Source organism: Janthinobacterium salmonicoloratum, from assembly GCF_051380845.1.
GTDB classification, from domain to species: domain Bacteria; phylum Pseudomonadota; class Gammaproteobacteria; order Burkholderiales; family Burkholderiaceae_D; genus Janthinobacterium; species Janthinobacterium lividum_F.
Map to the genome: position 1 here is coordinate 2740417 of NZ_JBNYXV010000001.1, position 16766 is coordinate 2757182.

Below are 16766 nucleotides of genomic sequence, written 5' to 3' on the forward strand. Positions count from 1 at the left end.
TTTCAGGGGACGGCGCTGCGGGACAGCGCCTGTAAAGATGAATCAGACTCAGAAATAATGTCGCATGCCGACGATCAGGACGCTTTGCGTCTTGCCGCCCGAGGCGCCGAAGCCGAACACGCGGGCGAACGTCGCATCGCCTGCGGCTTTCTGGTAGCTCCAGGTGATGGCGACATCGGTGCGCTTGGACAGGAAGTAATCGGCCTGGAAGTTGACCTGATGCCATTTCGGCGTCTTGTTGATCACGTCATATTTACCGGTGGTAAAGAAATACGACGCGCCCAGGTTCAACGCTTCCGTCAGCTTGTGGTTCACGTTCAGGTCCACGTTTTGCAAGGTCAGATTGCTTTGATCCAGGTAGTGGTAGCGCACGTTGGTGTACAACGCGCCAAACTTGGTCTTGCCGACATTATAAAAGCCTCCCGTGCCGGCGATGGCCTGGCTGTTCACGCCGGCGCCCTTGACGGCGCTCTTGTTGAAGATCAACAGGGAGCTGCCATAGTCATTGCCGATGGCGCCATTCGGCGCATCCGGGCTATTCGGGTGATCCATCTTGGTGTAGGCGACGGCCCAGCTGAAGGCATCGACTTTGTAGCCGGCGCCCATGCTGTAGACGCGGTTGCGGTTGGAATCTTCCGGGTTCTCGCTGAAGCCGTACAAGCCTGTGAACGACAGGTTGCTGATGTTCGGGCTGACATACTTGACGGCATTTTGCACGCGCAGGTTGTTGTAGCCATTGTCGTTGTCGCCGATATGCACGCCGTTACTGGCGATGACCACCGGGCCCAGCAGATCCTTGACGGCTTCGTACTGGCGGCCCAGGGTCAGGGTGCCCTTGTCGTTGCTGGACAAACCCACATACGACTGGCGGCCGAACAAACGGCCACTTTGCGAGGCCGTGCCGGTCATCACGTTAAAACCGTTTTCCAGCACGAAGATAGCCTTGGTGCCGTTGCCCAGGTCTTCCTGGCCGCGGAAACCGATACGGGGATTCTGATTCGTGCCGCTCAGCGCATGCGTGCGGCTGCCGTTCCCCTCATCCGACACATAGCCGATACCGGCCGACAGCAAGCCATACACTTGCACGCTGCTTTGCGCCTGCGCGGCGCCCTGCGCCGCCAGCAAGCCACCCACTACCATCGTTCCCGTCATCCATTTGTTCATCGCCGCCACCCTAAAAAGAATAAACCCTGAGTTTTTTTGGAATTATTTTATTGATGCGTCCCTTGCATGGCGTGCTAGCGCGAGTACCGGCGCCGCCTGGCAAGCGCTTCTCTGAAGATTGTTGCCTTCAAGACAAGTAAAGACCAGTCCAGAATATGGTAAATTGCGGGATAAGAAAATTTGTTTATTTTTATAAATCCATTACTTTTTCTAATAAGCAACCCCCATGCATGAACTGAGCAAAAAGATTTCCTTACGACATTTGCAAGCGTTTGCTACCCTAGCCCGGGTAAACAGCTTCAGCAAGGCTGCACAGGAATTGTGCGTGACCCAGCCGGCCCTCAGCGCCTCGATCAAGCTGCTGGAAAATCAACTGGGAAAAAAGTTGTTTAACCGCACAACCCACCAGCTGGAACTGACGCGCGAAGGCAAGCTGGCGCTCGACTACGCCACGCATTTATTGAATACGGCAAGCAACACTTTTGCCGATATCCAGCGCGCCATCGGCAGCGGCCGCCACCGCATCCGCATCGGCGCGATACCGTCGGCCATGGCGATGACGGCCGTGGTGGTGGCGCGCTACTGCGAGCAGCATGGCGATGAAGTGGAAATCGTCCTGTCGGACATGCCCAACGATGGCTTGCTGCACGCCCTGCATTCGGGCCAGCTGGACTTCTGCGTGGGCATCGAAGTGCCCGGTTCCGTGTCGCTGGAAAGCGTGGGCCTGTTCGAAGATGAGCTGGTGCTGGTGACGGCGGGCCGCCATGCGCTGGCGCCGCTCAAGGAAGTGCGCTGGGAGCAACTGGCGGGCCAGGAAATCGTCGTGTTTACCAAGGGCAGCATCTGGGAGTTCGCCTCGAGCGCCCTGCGCCAGCATGGCTTGAGCCCGTCGAGCCTGTACCAGATGATCCACAGCGAATCGCTGTACGGCGTAGTGCGCGCCGGCATCGCCGTGGGCATCATGCCCAGCCTGTACACGACCTTCCTCAACGACGAAGACCTGCACGTGGCGCCCCTGCGCCAGCCCACCTGCAAGCGCAAGATCGCCTTGATGCGGCGTAATGAAATCAGCCGCAACCACCATGTCGACGACTGCTTTTCAGCGCTGCGGCAAGATTTGCAGCAGGTCGACCAGTGGTTTTAAGTTAACACTTAAGCAGGCGCCTTCAGCAAATTCGCCAAAGCAACATACTGCTCCAGGCCCACGGTTTCCGGGCGCAGGGTCGGATCGATGCCGGCCGCCTTGATCTGCTCTTCCGTAAACATCCCGGCCAGGCAGTTGCGGATCACCTTGCGGCGCTGCGAGAAGGCCTTCATGACCACCGCTTCCAGCGTCGCCTGGTCGCACGCCAGGCGCTCGGCCACGGGGATCATGCGCACGATGGCCGATTCCACTTTCGGCGGCGGATCGAAGGCCGTCGGCGGCACGATGAACAGCAAGGACATGTCATAGCGCCATTGCAGCATCACGGACAGGCGGCCGTAGGCCTTGCTGCCCGGTTCGGCCACCATGCGCTCGACGACTTCCTTTTGCAGCATGAAATGCTGGTCTTTCACCAGCGGCGCGAAATCTGCCAGGTGGAACAGCAGCGGGCTGGAAATGTTGTACGGCAAGTTACCCACGATGCGCAGCTTCTGGCCGTCCGGCACGGGAATTTGCGCGAAATCGAATTTCAGCGCGTCGCCCGAGTGGATCGTCAGCTTGGCCGGATTGAAGGTCTTTTCCAGGCGCACGATCAGGTCGCGGTCCAGCTCGACCACATGCATCTGCTTCAAGTGGCGCAGCAGCTGCTCCGTCATGGCGCCCAGGCCGGGGCCGATCTCGACCATGGCATCATCCGCCTGCGGCGCAATGGCGGCCGTGATGTCGTCGAGGACGAAGCGGTCATGCAGGAAGTTCTGGCCAAAGCGTTTGCGGGCAACGTGTTTCATATTCTGTTTTTCTATTCTAGAGGCGGTGTAGCGGGGTAAAACCGGTGGGTATCAGGCGCGGGTGCTGGCGCGCAGCATGTCGAGTGCCGTTTGCAGCGCTTGCCGCATGCTGTGGTCGTCGGCCAGCCCAAGCCCTTGCGCGGCCAGGTCCAGCGCCGTGCCGTGGTCGACCGAGGTGCGGATCAGCGGCAAGCCCAGGGTGATATTGATGCCGCGCCCGAAGGTCGCGTATTTCAGCACGGGCAAGCCCTGGTCGTGGTACATGGCCAGCACGCAGTCGGCATCGGCCAGATACTTGTGCTGGAACAAGGTGTCGGCCGGATACGGCCCGCGCGCATCGATGCCGCGTGCTTGCGCCGCGGCAATCGCCGGAGCGATGACATCGATTTCCTCGCGTCCCAGATAACCGCCCTCGCCCGCGTGCGGGTTCAGGCCGGTGACCAGGATGCGCGGCGCGGCGATGCCGAATTTCTGTTGCAGGTCCGCCTGGAGGATATCGAGGGTGACGGCCAGGCTATCGAGGGTAATGGCGGCGGACACGTCCTTCAATGGCAGATGCGTGGTGGCCAGCGCCACGCGCAGGGTCGGTTCGCCATGGCCGGGTTCGCCGGCCAGCATCATCACCACCTGCGGCGTGCCGGTTTTTTCTGCCAGGTATTCCGTATGGCCGGAAAAGGCCACGCCGGCGTCGTTGATCGTGCTCTTTTGCAAGGGCGCCGTGACCATGGCGCCAAACCAGCCGGCCTGGATGCCTTCCACGGCCGCGTCCAGGGTCGCGAGCACGGAGCGCCCGTTTTCCTTGTCCAGCACGCCAGGAATGACATTGTTAACAGTGGGAATATCGATCACGGCCAGGCGGCCCGGTCCGAACTGGGGCAGGCCGTTATTGCGCACGGCTTGCAGCGACAGCGCCGCCAGGCGAATGTCCGGATCGATCAGGCTGGCCGTCAGCGCCAGGAAAGCGGCGTCGCCCAGCAGGATGCAGTTGACCTCATGGCGCATGGCCCAGGCGGCGCGGATCGAAATTTCCGGGCCGACACCGGCCGGTTCGCCACAAGTGATGGCGATGGCCGGGCGGCGTGATACAGGCAAGTTACTCATGCACAAATAGTCGGCAGCATTACTGGTCGTCCGCGCGGAATTCGACGTAAGCACGGTCGCGCACTTCGCGCGCCCAGTTTTCCGTCGCTTCTTCCAGTTTGCGTTCGCGCAAGGCATTACGCGCAGCGGCGCGCTGTTTCTCTTTCGAGACGTCGTCGCTCTTGCGTTCCAGCACTTCGATCAGGTGGAAACCAAAGCTCGATTCGATCGGCTCGCTCACCTCGCCCGGTTTCAGCGCATTCATCGCCGTTTCAAATTCCGGCACGGTATCGCCTGGATACAGCCAGCCCAGGTCGCCGCCCTTGGCCGCGGAACCGTCGTTCGAGAACAAGCGGGCCAGGTCTTCGAACTTGGCGGCCTTGTTATCGAGGCGCTCTTTCAATTCCAGCAATTTACGCTTGGCTTCGGCAGCCGACAAGGTCGGGGTTACTTTCAGCAAGATATGGCGGGCATGCGTCTGCTGCACGGCAGCGACGGCTTGCGCTTCGGCCGCGCTGCGGCGGTCCACCAGCTTGAGAATGTGGAAACCGGTGTTGCTCTTGATGATAGGCGTGATCTGGCCGGGTTTCAGTTTCAACAACTGTTCCGTGAACAGGGGCGGCACGCGGTCGCTATGGCGCCAGCCGATATCGCCGCCGCTCAGCGCGTCGCTGGCGTCGGAATAGGTGGCGGCCATCTTGGCGAAATCGGCGCCCGTGCGCAGCTGGCGGCTGACTTCTTCGGCGCGTGCGCGGCGCGCGGCGATCTGTTCGGGGCTGGAGTTTTCCGGAATGCGCACGAGAATTTGCGCCAGGTTCAGTTCCACCTGTTCGCTGGCGGCCGCTTTTTCCGCTTCCAGGAAGTTATCCACTTCGGAATCGGAAATCTGGATCTTGGCGTCGACTTCATGCTCGCGCAGACGCTGCATGATGATTTCATCGCGGATTTCTTCGCGGAAGGTCGCAAACGGCGTACCTTCTTTTTCCATCTGGTTGCGCAATTCTTGCACCGTCATTTTTTGCTGTTCAGCAATACGGCCAATCGCGCGATCCAGGGTCAGGTCATCCACGCGCACGCCCATTTCCTTGGCCAGCTGCATTTGTGCGCGCTCCACAATCATGCGCTCCAGCAATTGACGACGCAGGTCGGCAGGATCGGGCAAGGGCACGTTCTGCGCCTTCATGCGCTGCTCCACGCTCTTGATGCGGGCCGCCACTTCATTGCGCGTAATCACCTCGTCATTGACGACGACGGCGATGGAGTCGATGGTCTGGCCACTGCTCGAGGCGGGTGGCGTGAACCCTTTGGCCGGTGCTGCGGCAGCCGGCTTGGCGACAGGCGCTGGCGCAGCCTGTTGCGCCCAGACACTACTGGTCGTGGCGCCGGAAATGGCGCACAACAAAACCGTTGCAATTTTGAGTTGGTGCATACTGGCATTACGCATAATGTGTAGAGCGCTCATGAGTTCAGGTGAATAAAAAAACCGGTTTGTGCCAGCGCCGGGAACACCGGCGGCGGCAACGGTGCCTATCTTAACGGAGTGGCTGGCTCAGTGTCTGGTAACCAGGGATGGTTTTTGTAAAAGTTTCCAGTCCATTCGCGCCCAGACCCAGACCATTCGACAAGCCCGTCAATTCCAGCTGGAAGAAGATCGGCGTCGAAACAGTATTGGCCGTCGTCACGAAACGCTGCGCTCCCATGCGGAACACCCAGCAGTCGCCCTTGTATTCCAGGCCGACCAGGCTTTCCAGCATGCGACGGTCCAGCAGGGAGTAACTGATGCGGCCCACGCCATACAGGCGGTCCGTCAACGGCCATTGCGTCGACACTTCCGCATTGCGCATACTGCCACGCTGGAAACGATTACTGAAATTCAATACTTTCTTGGCACCTGGCTGATATTGCAAGGTGTAGTTGTAGCTCATCAAGCGGCGATCGCTGGGATTGTACTGCACCAGGCTGTCGGCGGTCCAAGTCTCGGACACCCGGCCCGTTGCCGCCACCAGGATATCCGAGCGCGACTGGTTGACGGGCGTGGTCGAATTGAGTTGCACGCGCTGGTCGACAAAATAGAAACGCTGGCCGAAGGTCAGGCGCATGCGCTCCGTGCCGTCCGACTGCAGGAAGCGCGAGACGACAGCGGCCGTGACCTGGTTGGCGTCGCCGATGCGGTCGCTGCCAACAAAACGGTTTTCCGTGAAGATCTGCGTCAGGTTGAAGGTGCCGTCGGCCGTGTCGAAATTCGGAAACTGCGACTGGTCGCGGTACGGCGTGTAGACGTAGAACAGGCGCGGCTCCAGGGTTTGCGTGCCGCCCTTGGCGCCAAACAGATTCGTGTCGCGTTCAAACACCAGGCCACTGTCGACCGAGAAGGTTGGCACGGCGCGCGTAAACGAGGTCGTCGGGAACAGCGCCTTGGTCCTGGCGTCATTATCAAGCTGATAAGCACTGGCATTGAGCATCAGCTTGGGCGTGATGAAGTAGCCAGGGCGCATGATGGGGAAACTCACTTGCGGCACGGCCACGAGGCGCGAGCCTTGCACCAGGGTCGGGTGGGCGAAGCGCGTCGCTTCCGCGTCGAAGGTCCAGTCGAAGCCGCCCCAGACGTCGTATTTGCCAGCATGGAAGTTCACCGCCGGCAAGCGGTCATACGGGCGCGGCACGGTCACCGTGGGATCGGGATCCTGCAGCACCTGGTAATTCTGCACGCGCGCCGTCAGGCTCCAGTCCTCGGTGCGGTAATCGGTGCGCAATTCGCGCAGCAACTGGCGCTCGGTGGCGGTGGCGACGGTTTTCGAAAAATCGTTCGGGTAATTATTGTCGGACGCCTCGCGCAGATCCCAGCTGTAACTCCAGCCCTTGGCCAGCGCCTGCTCATGCTTGGACTTGATCATGTAGCGGTTGGTCTTGGTCTGCTTGTCGTTAGGCAAGAACTCAAACGACGTTTCACCCTGGTACAGGCCTGCATCCGTCTCGCCCATGTAGCGGCCCGTCGCACCGAGCTGGATGCCGCGCCGCTGTATGTAGCGCGGGAACAGCGTCAGGTCGCGGTTCGGCGCGATGTTCAGGTAATACGGCATCAGCAGCTCGAAACCGTTCTTCGAGGCAAAGCCAGGCGTGGGCGCCAGCCAGCCCGAGCGGCGTGCACCCGACAGCGAAAACGAGATGCCCGGCGTACCCAGGATCGGCACGTCCTTGAAATAGATGATGGTCTTGCTGCCGGTGCCCACGTCGCGGCCCGTATCGAGGTTCAAGGTGCTCGATTTCAGGTACCAGTCCGGATTCGGCCCTTCGCAGGTACTGTACGTGCCGTCGATGACATTGGCTTCGTCGGGGTTGATGAAGTCGACGCGCTCGGCCTTGCCCTGGCCGCCACCCACTTCGAAGCGGTACGTCGGGTTGAGCAGGAAACCCTTGCCGGTTTCCATGTTCAGCTTCAAGACGTCGCCCGTGTAGTAATCGCCGAAACGCCACATCTTAATATGGCCCTCGGCCTCGAACTGATCTTCAACTTGTTTGTAACAAGCTGTATCGGCCGTCATTTTTGTGGTTTTTCCGCGCTCAATCACGACATTTTTATCGAGATTGATCTCCCTTTCGGGTCGCCCGTTCATGCTGTTCGCCGTCATGACGGTGGGCGCGTCGGGATCTTCCACATGAACCGGACGCGGTGCTTTCTGGGCGTGGACAGGCACCGTCGTGGCGGCGACGAGCGCGCTGATGGCGAAAGCCCAGCGCTGCGAAGGGGGGGAGGCCGAAAACCAGCTCATGAATTGGAAGGGGCAAGCACCATTGACAGGCGATTTTTTGATTTGAATCCCTTATTATATGGGAATCTGCACCATCAACCCGATTCCACAGGCCGCTTAATGTCATTCTCCCCCAATTCCCCTGCCGCGCCGGCCTCTGCCGACGCTCGCCTGACCCTGTTGAAAGCCTGGTTGGCCCCGCTGAACCTCGTCGCGCCCGATTCTGCCCGCTCCGCTTCCAGCGATGCGAGCTTCCGCCGCTACTACCGTCTCGATGTGCTGCCAGGCAATACAACCTTGCCAGGAAAGACACTGATCGCCATGGATGCGCCGCCCGAGCGCGAAAACGTGCCCGCCTTTGTCAAGGTGGCGGGCTTGCTGAAAGGCGCCGGCGTATCCGTGCCCGAGATCATCGCGCAAGACCTGGACAATGGCTTCCTGCTGCTCTCCGACCTGGGCACGACCACCTACCTCGATGCCCTGAATCACGACAATGCCAGCGTGCTGTACGCTGAAGCGCTCGAATCGCTGATGAAAATCCAGCTGGCCAGCCAGCCGGACGTCTTGCCCGAATTCGACCGCGCCTTCATCCTGCGCGAAATGTATCTGTTCCCGGAATGGTTTATTGGCAAGCACCTGGGCGCCACCTTGACGGATGTGCAACAAACCCAGCTGGACAAGGTCTTCGAAGCCATCACGGCGAATATCTTATCGCAGCAGCAAGTATTCATGCACCGCGACTACCATTCGCGCAATTTGATGCACATCAACGATGGTTCCATCCCCAATCCCGGCATCCTCGACTTCCAGGACGCCGTCTTCGGTCCCGTCACCTACGACATCGCTTCGCTGCTGCGCGACGCGTATATTCAATGGGATGAAGAACTGGTGCTCGACTGGGTGATCCGCTATTGGCAGCGCGCCAAGCAGCTGGGCTTGCCAGTCAATCCAGACATCGACGCCTTCTACCGCGATTTCGAATTCACGGCCCTGCAACGCCACCTGAAAATTCTCGGCCTGTTCGCGCGCCTGAATTACCGCGACGGCAAGGATCTGTACATGGGCGACCTGCCAACCGTGCTCGATTACGTACGCAAGACAGCCAACCGCTATACGGAACTCAAGCCGCTGGTGCGTTTGCTGGACGCATTGGAAAATAAGACGCCCCAGGTCGGTTATACCTTCTAGGCACTTTCCCGCTGCGCGGTCTGCCCGCGCAGCCGACTTACCGATACTGAAAACGACTACCCATGAAAGCCATGATCTTTGCCGCAGGCCGCGGAGAACGGATGCGTCCGCTTACCGATACCTGTCCCAAACCGCTGCTGAAAGTGCGCGGCCGTCCCCTGATCGTCTGGCATGTGCTGAACCTGGTGCGCGCCGGCATCACGGATATCGTCATCAACCATTCGCACCTGGGCCACCAAATCGAGGAAACCCTGGGCGATGGCAGCGCGTATGGCGCGCGCATCGCGTATTCGCCCGAGACCACGCCGCTGGAAACGGCGGGCGGCATCGCCCAGGCACGCCACTTGCTGGGCGAGGAACCATTTCTCGCCATTTCCGGCGACATCTATTGCCCGTATTTCGACTTCAAGCAGGTACTCGACGTGCTGGCCGACAAGGATGTGCTGGGCACGCCGTATCCGGCCGACCAGCGCGACATCGCCTGGACCTATCTGGTGCCCAATCCCGACTTCCACCCAAAGGGCGACTTCGGCCTGACCTTGTTCGCGATCAACAATACGGACGAAACCAAGTGGACTTTCGCCAATATCGGCGTGTACCGTCCCGAGATGTTCGACGGCATCGCGCCCGGCAACCACGCCAAACTGGGCGATTTGCTGCGCCAGTACGCGGACCAGGGCCGCGTGGGCGGCGAAGTCTATACTGGCGAGTGGACGAATGTGGGCACGCCAGCGCAGCTCGACGCGCTCAATGGCGTGACGGCCAAGGCCAGCGCAACATGATGGCCAACTACGCGGCACGGCGCGCGGCGCTGCTGGCGCAGATGCTGCCGGGCAGCGTGGCCATCCTCGTCACGGCGCCCGAAGTGCCGCGCAACAGCGATTGCGATTATCCGTATCGCCACGACAGCTATTTCTATTACCTGAGCGGCTTTACGGAACCCGATAGCGCCGTGGCCCTGGTGGCCGCCAGCGCCACGGCGCCGGCGCGCGCCATCCTGTTTTGCCGCGCCAAGAACACGGAGCGCGAAATCTGGGACGGTTTCCGCCACGGCCCCGAGGCGGCGCGCGCCAGCTTCGGTTTTGACAGCGCCTTCCCCATCGAGGAACTCGACGTGGAAATGACGCGCCTGCTGGCCGACGCCCCCGCCATTTACTATGCGCTGGGCGGCAGCGTCGATGCACAGGTCAAGGTCTGGCTGCACAACGTGCGGCAAAAGGCCCGCAGCGGCGTCACGGCGCCCGCGATCGCGCATGACATCCACGGCATGCTCGACGCCATGCGTCTGCTGAAAGATACGCAGGAACAGCAATTGATGCGCCGCGCGGCTGCCATTTCCAGCGCGGCCCACGTGCGCGCCATGCGCGCCACGCGGCCCGGCATGCACGAATACGCGCTGGAAGCGGAGCTGCTGTACGAATTCCGGCGCAGCGGCGCGCAGTTCCCCGCATATTCCTCCATCGTGGCCGGCGGCGGCAACGCCTGCATCCTGCATTACGGCGCCAACAACACCGTCCTGCAAGACGGTCATCTGGTGCTGATCGACGCCGGCTGCGAACTCGATGGCTACGCTTCCGACATCACGCGCACCTGGCCCGTCAACGGCCGTTTCAGCGGCCCGCAGCGGGCGCTGTATGAACTGGTGCTGGCCGCGCAACAGGCGGCGCTGGACATGGTGCGCCCCGGCTTGCCGCACAGCGCCATCCACGAGGCGGCCGTGCAGGTGCTGGCGCAGGGCATGCTGGATTTGAACTTGCTGGATCGGCAAAAAAACGGCAGCGCGCAGGACGTCATCGCCGACAAGGCCTATATGCCCTTCTACATGCACGGCACCAGCCACTGGCTGGGCATGGACGTGCACGACGTGGGCGCCTACCGCGACACCGCCGCGCCCGGCAAGCCGTGGCGCGCTTTGGCACCGGGCATGGTGTTGACGGTGGAACCGGGTATTTACGTGCGCCCCGGCGCGGGCGTGCCGGAGCAGTTCTGGCATACCGGTATCCGCATCGAAGACGATGTGCTGGTCACGCCGCAAGGCCATGAAGTCTTCAGCACGGCGCCCAAGAGCGTCGCTGAAATCGAACAACTGATGTCACAGGATTAACGCCGCCGCATGCATACACCGTCCACTTTCGATCTCGCCATCTGCGGCGCCGGCCCCGTCGGCATGGCGCTGGCCGCCCTGCTGGTGCAGCGGGGCAGCCGCGCCGCCGGCATCGCCCTGCTCGACGCCAAATCCCTCGAGCAAGCCAGGCGCGACCCGCGCACCATCGCCCTGTCGCACGGCAGCCGCCAGATTCTCGAAGAGGCGGGCGCCTGGCCCGTGGCAGCGACCCCAATTCATCAGATTCACGTCTCGCGCCGCGGCCGGTTCGGGCGCAGTCTGATGGACCGCAGCGAGCATGGCGTCGAGGCGCTCGGTTATGTGGCGCGTTACGGTGCCGTCGTCAGCGCGCTGGCCGACGTGTGCGAGCGCCTGGGCGTGGCCAGCCTGCGCCCGGCGCTGGTGACGGGCAGCGCGGAGGACGCCGATGGCGTGAGCGTGCAGATCGAGCAGGCCGGTGCCGCGTCGAGCGTGCGCGCCAGCCTGCTGGTGCAAGCCGAGGGCGGCCTGTTCGGCCAGCAGCTGGAACGCGCCGTCAGCCGCGATTATGGTCAAAGCGCCATCATTGCCCATGTGCGCACCAGCGATCCCATCGCCCATCTCGCCTATGAGCGCTTCACCGACGAAGGCCCGCTGGCCCTGCTGCCGCAGGACGACGGCTACGCGCTGGTGTGGTGCGTGCCGCCCACGCGCGCCGAACAATTGCTGGCCCTGGACGACGCTGCCTTCCTGGCCCGCCTGGGCGCCGCCTTCGGCAGCCGCCTGGGACGATTTACCCACACGACGGCGCGTCTGGCCTATCCGCTGGGCCTGAACGCGCAGGGGGGCGGCACGCCGCGCACGGTCGCCATCGGCAATGCAGCGCAAACCCTGCACCCGGTGGCGGGGCAAGGCCTGAACCTGGGCTTGCGCGACGCCGCCGTGCTGGCCCGCGTGCTGGCGCAGGACAGCAGCCCGGCAGGGCTGGAACGCTACGCCAGCCTGCGCCAGGGCGACCGGGGGCTGACCGTGCGCGTCACCGACACCATGGCGCGCATCTTCACGGGCAGCGCGCCCACGCAAGGCTTGCTGGGACTGTCGCTGGGCTTGCTGGACGTTTTCAGCCCCGCGCGCAGAAGTTTGGCGGAACTGATGATGTACGGCCGCCGCTGAGTCTTAGCAATAAGAAAAGAGCACGGGCGAAAAAGAAACAGGCGAGATATCCGGCATGGAGTAAACGGCCTGCGGATGCGACAATGGCTGTCACCTGGCTTTCGGCGACCGTTCCATGACAGATGCTTTGCCCGCAGCACCGCCTGCCGCTCTTCCCGAAGTACTCTTTTCCCGCCTGCTGGAAGATGCCCTCGACGCCGTCATCATCATCGATGAACATTGCCGCATCCGCTATATCAATGGCGCCATGCAGGCACTGTCGGGCTATGCCAGCGGAGAATTGCTGGGACAGACCCTGAACGGCCTGCTGCCCGACACCGTCGGCGCGCAGCACGACAACCACGTGATCAACTACATCCGCAGTTCGCGCACCTCCAGCGTGCTGGGCAAGATACGCGAATTCGCCATCCGCCACCGCGACACGCAAATGATCCCTATTGAAATGAAGGCGATGGACTTGGGCGTGGTCGACGGCATGCGCTATTTCGGCGCCTTTTTGCTCGACGTGCGCGAACGGCGCGAACTGGCGGCAAAAAACGCCAGCCTGCTGGCGCAGCTGGAACAGCAGGCGCTGCACGATGCGCTGACGTCGCTGCCCAACCGGCGCGCCTATGAAGCGCAGGCCGAGCAGGCGATGGCGCGCGCGGCGCGCAGCGGCGCCGCCCTGAGCGTGGGCGTGGCCGACCTCGACCACTTCAAGAAGATCAACGACCGCTATGGCCATGCCGTGGGCGACGCCGTGCTGCGCACGGTGGCGCAGGCGCTGCGCGACACGGGACGCATCACCGACGTGGCGGCGCGCCTCGGTGGCGAGGAGTTCGGCCTGCTCTTCCCCGACGCCAGCCTGCAGCAGGCACACCAGGTGGCCGAACGCATCCGCGCAGCCGTGGCCGCCGCCATCACCCTGTTGCCCGATGGCCGCCATTTGCAGGTGACCATCAGCATCGGCGTGGCGCCGCTGGTGCAGGGCGCCAGCCTGGACGCGGCCATATCGGATGCCGACAAGGCCTTGTATGTGGCCAAGCACCAGGGACGCAACCAGGTCGTCGCGGCAACGGCCGCCCAATAAAAACGGCCCGCGCAAGGCGGGCCGTCCGGTCCCTGCAAGCGGCGTTTATTCGATGGCTTTCAGCATATCCTCGATGACCTTCTTGGCGTCGCCAAACACCATCATCGTGTTCGGCTGGTAGAACAATTCATTGTCCAGGCCCGCATAGCCGGACGCCATCGAACGCTTGTTGACGATGATGCTCTTGGCCTTGTAAGCTTCCAGGATCGGCATGCCGGCGATCGGCGATTTCGGATCTTTCGCCGCCGGATTGACCACGTCATTCGCGCCCAGCACCAGCACCACGTCCGTCTGGCCGAATTCGCCATTGATGTCTTCCATCTCGAAGACCTGGTCATACGGCACTTCCGCTTCGGCCAACAGCACGTTCATGTGGCCCGGCATGCGCCCCGCCACCGGGTGGATCGCATATTTGACGGTGACGCCCTTCTCGGTGAGTCTTTCCACCAGCTCCTTGAGCGAATGCTGCGCGCGCGCCACGGCCAGGCCGTAGCCGGGCACGATGATGACGGTTTCCGCATTGCCCATGATGAAAGAGGCGTCATCGGCCGAGCCCGATTTCACGGGGCGCTGCTCCTGTGCGCCAGCCACGCCGGCCGCCGGTGCGGCACCGCCGAAGCCACCGAGAATGACGTTGAAGAACGAGCGGTTCATCGCCTTGCACATGATGTACGACAGGATCGCGCCCGAAGACCCCACGAGCGAACCGGCGATGATCAGCATCGAGTTATTCAGCGAAAAACCGATGCCGGCTGCGGCCCAGCCCGAGTAACTGTTGAGCATCGACACCACCACCGGCATGTCGGCGCCGCCGATGGGGATGATGATCAGCACGCCCAGCGCAAAGGCGATGACAGCCATGACGATGAACGGCGTCCAGGCCGGTTCTACCCCGTCGGCGAAGCAGAACACCAGGCCCAGCGCGATCATCACCAGCGCCAGCACCAGGTTGAGCATGTGCTGGCCCTTGAAGCTGACGGGCGCGCCCTGGAACAGGCGGAACTTGTATTTGCCCGACAGCTTGCCGAAAGCGATCACCGAACCGGAGAACGTGATGGCGCCGACAAAGGTGCCGATGAACAGCTCGAAGCGGTTACCGATGGGCAGCGCCTCGCCCTGTTTGGCGATATTGAAGGCCCATGGCTCGGATACGGCCGCGACGGCGATGCAGACGGCCGCCAGACCGATCAGCGAATGCATGGCGGCCACCAGTTCCGGCATCTTCGTCATTTCCACGGTTTTCGCCAGGTAGGCGCCGATGGCGCCACCCGTGACGATGCCGATGATGACGAGGGTCAGGCCCATGCCGCCCGTTTGCTGTTCCTTCAGTTTCAGGATCAGCGCCACGGTGGTGACGGCGGCAATGGCCATGCCGCTCATGCCGAAGGCATTGCCGCGGCGCGCCGTCGAGGGCGACGACAGCCCTTTCAAGGCCTGGATGAAGCACACCGAGGCGATCAGGTACATCATCGTCACCAGATTCATGGTGACGAAGCTCATGGCATGACTCATTCTTTTGCTCCTTGCTTGGCTTTCGGTTCTTTTTTACGGAACATCTCGAGCATGCGCTGCGTGACGAGGAAGCCACCAAACACGTTGACGGCGGCCAGGGCCACGGCCAGGGTGCCGGCCGCCTGCGCCAGCGGGCCTTGCGTCAGGCCGGCCGCCAGCATGGCGCCGACGATGATGATGGCGGAAATGGCATTGGTGACGGCCATCAGCGGCGTATGCAGCGCCGGCGTGACGGTCCAGACGACGTGGTAGCCGACATAAATGGCCAGCACGAAGATGATCAGGTTAATGATGGTGTGACTGATTTCCATGATGTTGTTCTCTCCGGCGCCGCGTTATTTACGTAAGATTTCACTGCCTGCACACACCAGGCTGGCCTTGATGATTTCATCCTCGCGGTCGATCAGCAATTGCTCGTCCTTGTCGATGATGAGCTTTAAAAAGTCCAGCACGTTGCGCGCATACAGGGCCGAGGCATCGGCCGCCACCAGGGTCGCCAGGTTCGGTTCGCCCACGATGTAGACGCCGTGCTTGAGCACGGTCTTGCCCAGTTCGGACAGGGGGCAGTTGCCGCCCTGCTCGACGGCCAGGTCGACGATGACGGAACCCGGTTTCATGGCTTTCACGGTCTCTTCGGAGATCAGGACGGGCGCGGTGCGGCCGGGGATCAGTGCGGTGGTGATGATGATGTCGGCCAGTTTCGCCCGTTCATGCACCAGTTCGGCCTGGCGGCGCATCCAGTCGGCCGGCATGGCGCGCGCATAACCGCCCGAGCCCTTGGCGATTTCCTTTTCTTCATCGGTCAGGAAAGGCACGTCGAGGAATTTGGCGCCCAGGGACTCCACTTGTTCCTTGACGGGCGGGCGCACGTCGGACGCTTCAATGACGGCGCCCAGGCGCTTGGCCGTGGCGATCGCCTGCAGGCCTGCCACGCCCACGCCCATGATCAGCACGCGGGCCGCCTTGACGGTGCCAGCCGCCGTCATCAGCATGGGCATGAAGCGCTGGTAGGTATTCGCGGCCACCAGCACGGCCTTGTAGCCGGCGATATTCGCTTGCGACGACAGCACATCCATCGACTGCGCGCGCGTGATGCGGGGCACGGCTTCCAGCGCGAAGGCGGACAAGCCGGCCGTGGCCATGGCGGCAATATTGTCCGCGTCAAACGGGTTCAACATGCCGATCAGCACCGTGCCGCTGGCCATCAGCGCCCTTTCTTCGGCATCGGGCGCACGCACCTTGAGCACGATGGCGCAGCCATAGGCTTCCTGGGCGGTGCCGATCTGCGCACCAGCGGCGGCATACGCGTCGTCGGGAATCGAGGCTTGCAGGCCCGCTCCCGACTGCACGACGACTTGATGCTTGGCTGCCAGCTTCTTGACTGTCTCGGGCGTCGCTGCCACCCGTGTTTCACCAGGCCGTGTTTCGGCCGGTATGCCTATCCTCATGATGCCTCCGCTAATTGATAAACTGACTAGAATCTAACACGGAAAGCAGCGCGTTAAACGTTTGTGAACCAGCAACTTTTAGTCGTACGACACTAATTGCTTCAGCATCCCACGATTCGTTTCACCATGCGGCGCGGCGCCCATATTGTGGAAAAGGTGTGTCAATCTCACCACAGTCGACCAAGAGTGCGCGCTTGTTTTGACCACAGGGAAAGCCTATATTAGCGGGCGTTTCCTGCCATCTTGCCGCTAAAGCCCCCCATGCTAGTGCGCTCCCTGGGAAAGACGTAAGTACCTCCCACCGCTATTTGCTAAAACGTTGTCATTTATCAATATGTCCGCGCAACAGAAGGCCGTGTTCAAACCGC

At 61.9% G+C, this 16766-nt stretch carries 14 protein-coding genes; 6 read left to right on the top strand and 8 right to left on the bottom strand.

Annotated elements, in window-relative coordinates; all coding sequences use genetic code 11:
• Positions 1-48 precede the first annotated feature (48 nt).
• Positions 49-1164: a porin gene (locus ACQ4WY_RS12635; protein WP_436504287.1), complete on the bottom strand. Its 1116-nt coding sequence runs from the start codon at positions 1162-1164 to the stop codon at positions 49-51.
• Positions 1165-1390: 226 nt separating this feature from the next.
• Here ACQ4WY_RS12635 and ACQ4WY_RS12640 point away from each other — a divergent pair, with 226 nt between their 5' ends.
• On the top strand, positions 1391-2308 hold the full coding sequence (locus ACQ4WY_RS12640; RefSeq protein ID WP_034778821.1) for a LysR family transcriptional regulator: 918 nt from the start codon (positions 1391-1393) through the stop codon (positions 2306-2308).
• A gap of 8 nt (positions 2309-2316) precedes the next feature.
• Here the strand turns inward: ACQ4WY_RS12640 and rsmA are convergent, their stop codons facing one another.
• The 4 genes from rsmA to ACQ4WY_RS12660 all read right to left on the bottom strand — a co-directional run bounded on the left by rsmA (position 2317) and on the right by ACQ4WY_RS12660 (position 7946).
• Complete coding sequence (gene rsmA, locus ACQ4WY_RS12645; RefSeq protein ID WP_436504288.1) at positions 2317-3096, bottom strand: 16S rRNA (adenine(1518)-N(6)/adenine(1519)-N(6))-dimethyltransferase RsmA; 780 nt, start codon at positions 3094-3096, stop codon at positions 2317-2319.
• Between the two features lie 51 nt (positions 3097-3147).
• Positions 3148-4197: a 4-hydroxythreonine-4-phosphate dehydrogenase PdxA gene (pdxA, locus tag ACQ4WY_RS12650; protein ID WP_436504289.1), complete on the bottom strand. Its 1050-nt coding sequence runs from the start codon at positions 4195-4197 to the stop codon at positions 3148-3150.
• 19 nt (positions 4198-4216) lie between these two features.
• On the bottom strand, positions 4217-5605 hold the full coding sequence (locus ACQ4WY_RS12655) for a peptidylprolyl isomerase (protein ID WP_436504291.1): 1389 nt from the start codon (positions 5603-5605) through the stop codon (positions 4217-4219).
• Positions 5606-5708: 103 nt separating this feature from the next.
• Positions 5709-7946 (bottom strand): LPS-assembly protein LptD, encoded by a 2238-nt coding sequence (locus tag ACQ4WY_RS12660; protein ID WP_436504292.1) that lies wholly within the window; start codon positions 7944-7946, stop codon positions 5709-5711.
• A 99-nt stretch (positions 7947-8045) separates the two neighbouring features.
• Between ACQ4WY_RS12660 and ACQ4WY_RS12665 the strand changes: the two genes are divergently transcribed.
• The 5 genes from ACQ4WY_RS12665 to ACQ4WY_RS12685 all read left to right on the top strand — a co-directional run bounded on the left by ACQ4WY_RS12665 (position 8046) and on the right by ACQ4WY_RS12685 (position 13438).
• Positions 8046-9113: an aminoglycoside phosphotransferase family protein gene (locus tag ACQ4WY_RS12665; RefSeq protein WP_436504293.1), complete on the top strand. Its 1068-nt coding sequence runs from the start codon at positions 8046-8048 to the stop codon at positions 9111-9113.
• Between the two features lie 62 nt (positions 9114-9175).
• Positions 9176-9895 (top strand): N-acetylmuramate alpha-1-phosphate uridylyltransferase MurU, encoded by a 720-nt coding sequence (gene murU / locus ACQ4WY_RS12670; protein ID WP_436504294.1) that lies wholly within the window; start codon positions 9176-9178, stop codon positions 9893-9895.
• The gene (locus ACQ4WY_RS12675) at positions 9895-11217 is read left to right on the top strand and encodes an aminopeptidase P N-terminal domain-containing protein (protein ID WP_436504445.1); all 1323 of its coding nucleotides are present in this window, start codon (positions 9895-9897) and stop codon (positions 11215-11217) included. Before murU ends, ACQ4WY_RS12675 begins: the two co-directional genes overlap by 1 nt.
• A 9-nt stretch (positions 11218-11226) precedes the next feature.
• Positions 11227-12369: an FAD-dependent monooxygenase gene (locus ACQ4WY_RS12680; RefSeq protein ID WP_436504295.1), complete on the top strand. Its 1143-nt coding sequence runs from the start codon at positions 11227-11229 to the stop codon at positions 12367-12369.
• Positions 12370-12484: 115 nt separating this feature from the next.
• Positions 12485-13438, top strand: a complete 954-nt coding sequence (locus ACQ4WY_RS12685; RefSeq protein WP_436504296.1) for a GGDEF domain-containing protein — start codon at positions 12485-12487, stop codon at positions 13436-13438.
• 45 nt (positions 13439-13483) lie between these two features.
• On the opposite strand, the gene ACQ4WY_RS12690 is transcribed toward ACQ4WY_RS12685, so the two are convergent.
• Genes ACQ4WY_RS12690 through ACQ4WY_RS12700 form a run of 3 tightly spaced genes read right to left on the bottom strand, consistent with a single transcriptional unit; the run spans position 13484 to position 16398 of the window.
• The gene (locus ACQ4WY_RS12690) at positions 13484-14938 is read right to left on the bottom strand and encodes an NAD(P)(+) transhydrogenase (Re/Si-specific) subunit beta (RefSeq protein ID WP_436504446.1); all 1455 of its coding nucleotides are present in this window, start codon (positions 14936-14938) and stop codon (positions 13484-13486) included.
• Positions 14939-14946: 8 nt separating this feature from the next.
• A complete protein-coding gene (locus ACQ4WY_RS12695; RefSeq protein WP_034778841.1) occupies positions 14947-15261 on the bottom strand; it encodes an NAD(P) transhydrogenase subunit alpha part 2 in 315 nt (104 codons plus the stop codon).
• Positions 15262-15285: 24 nt separating this feature from the next.
• Positions 15286-16398: a Re/Si-specific NAD(P)(+) transhydrogenase subunit alpha gene (locus tag ACQ4WY_RS12700; protein WP_436504297.1), complete on the bottom strand. Its 1113-nt coding sequence runs from the start codon at positions 16396-16398 to the stop codon at positions 15286-15288.
• Positions 16399-16766 lie beyond the last annotated feature (368 nt).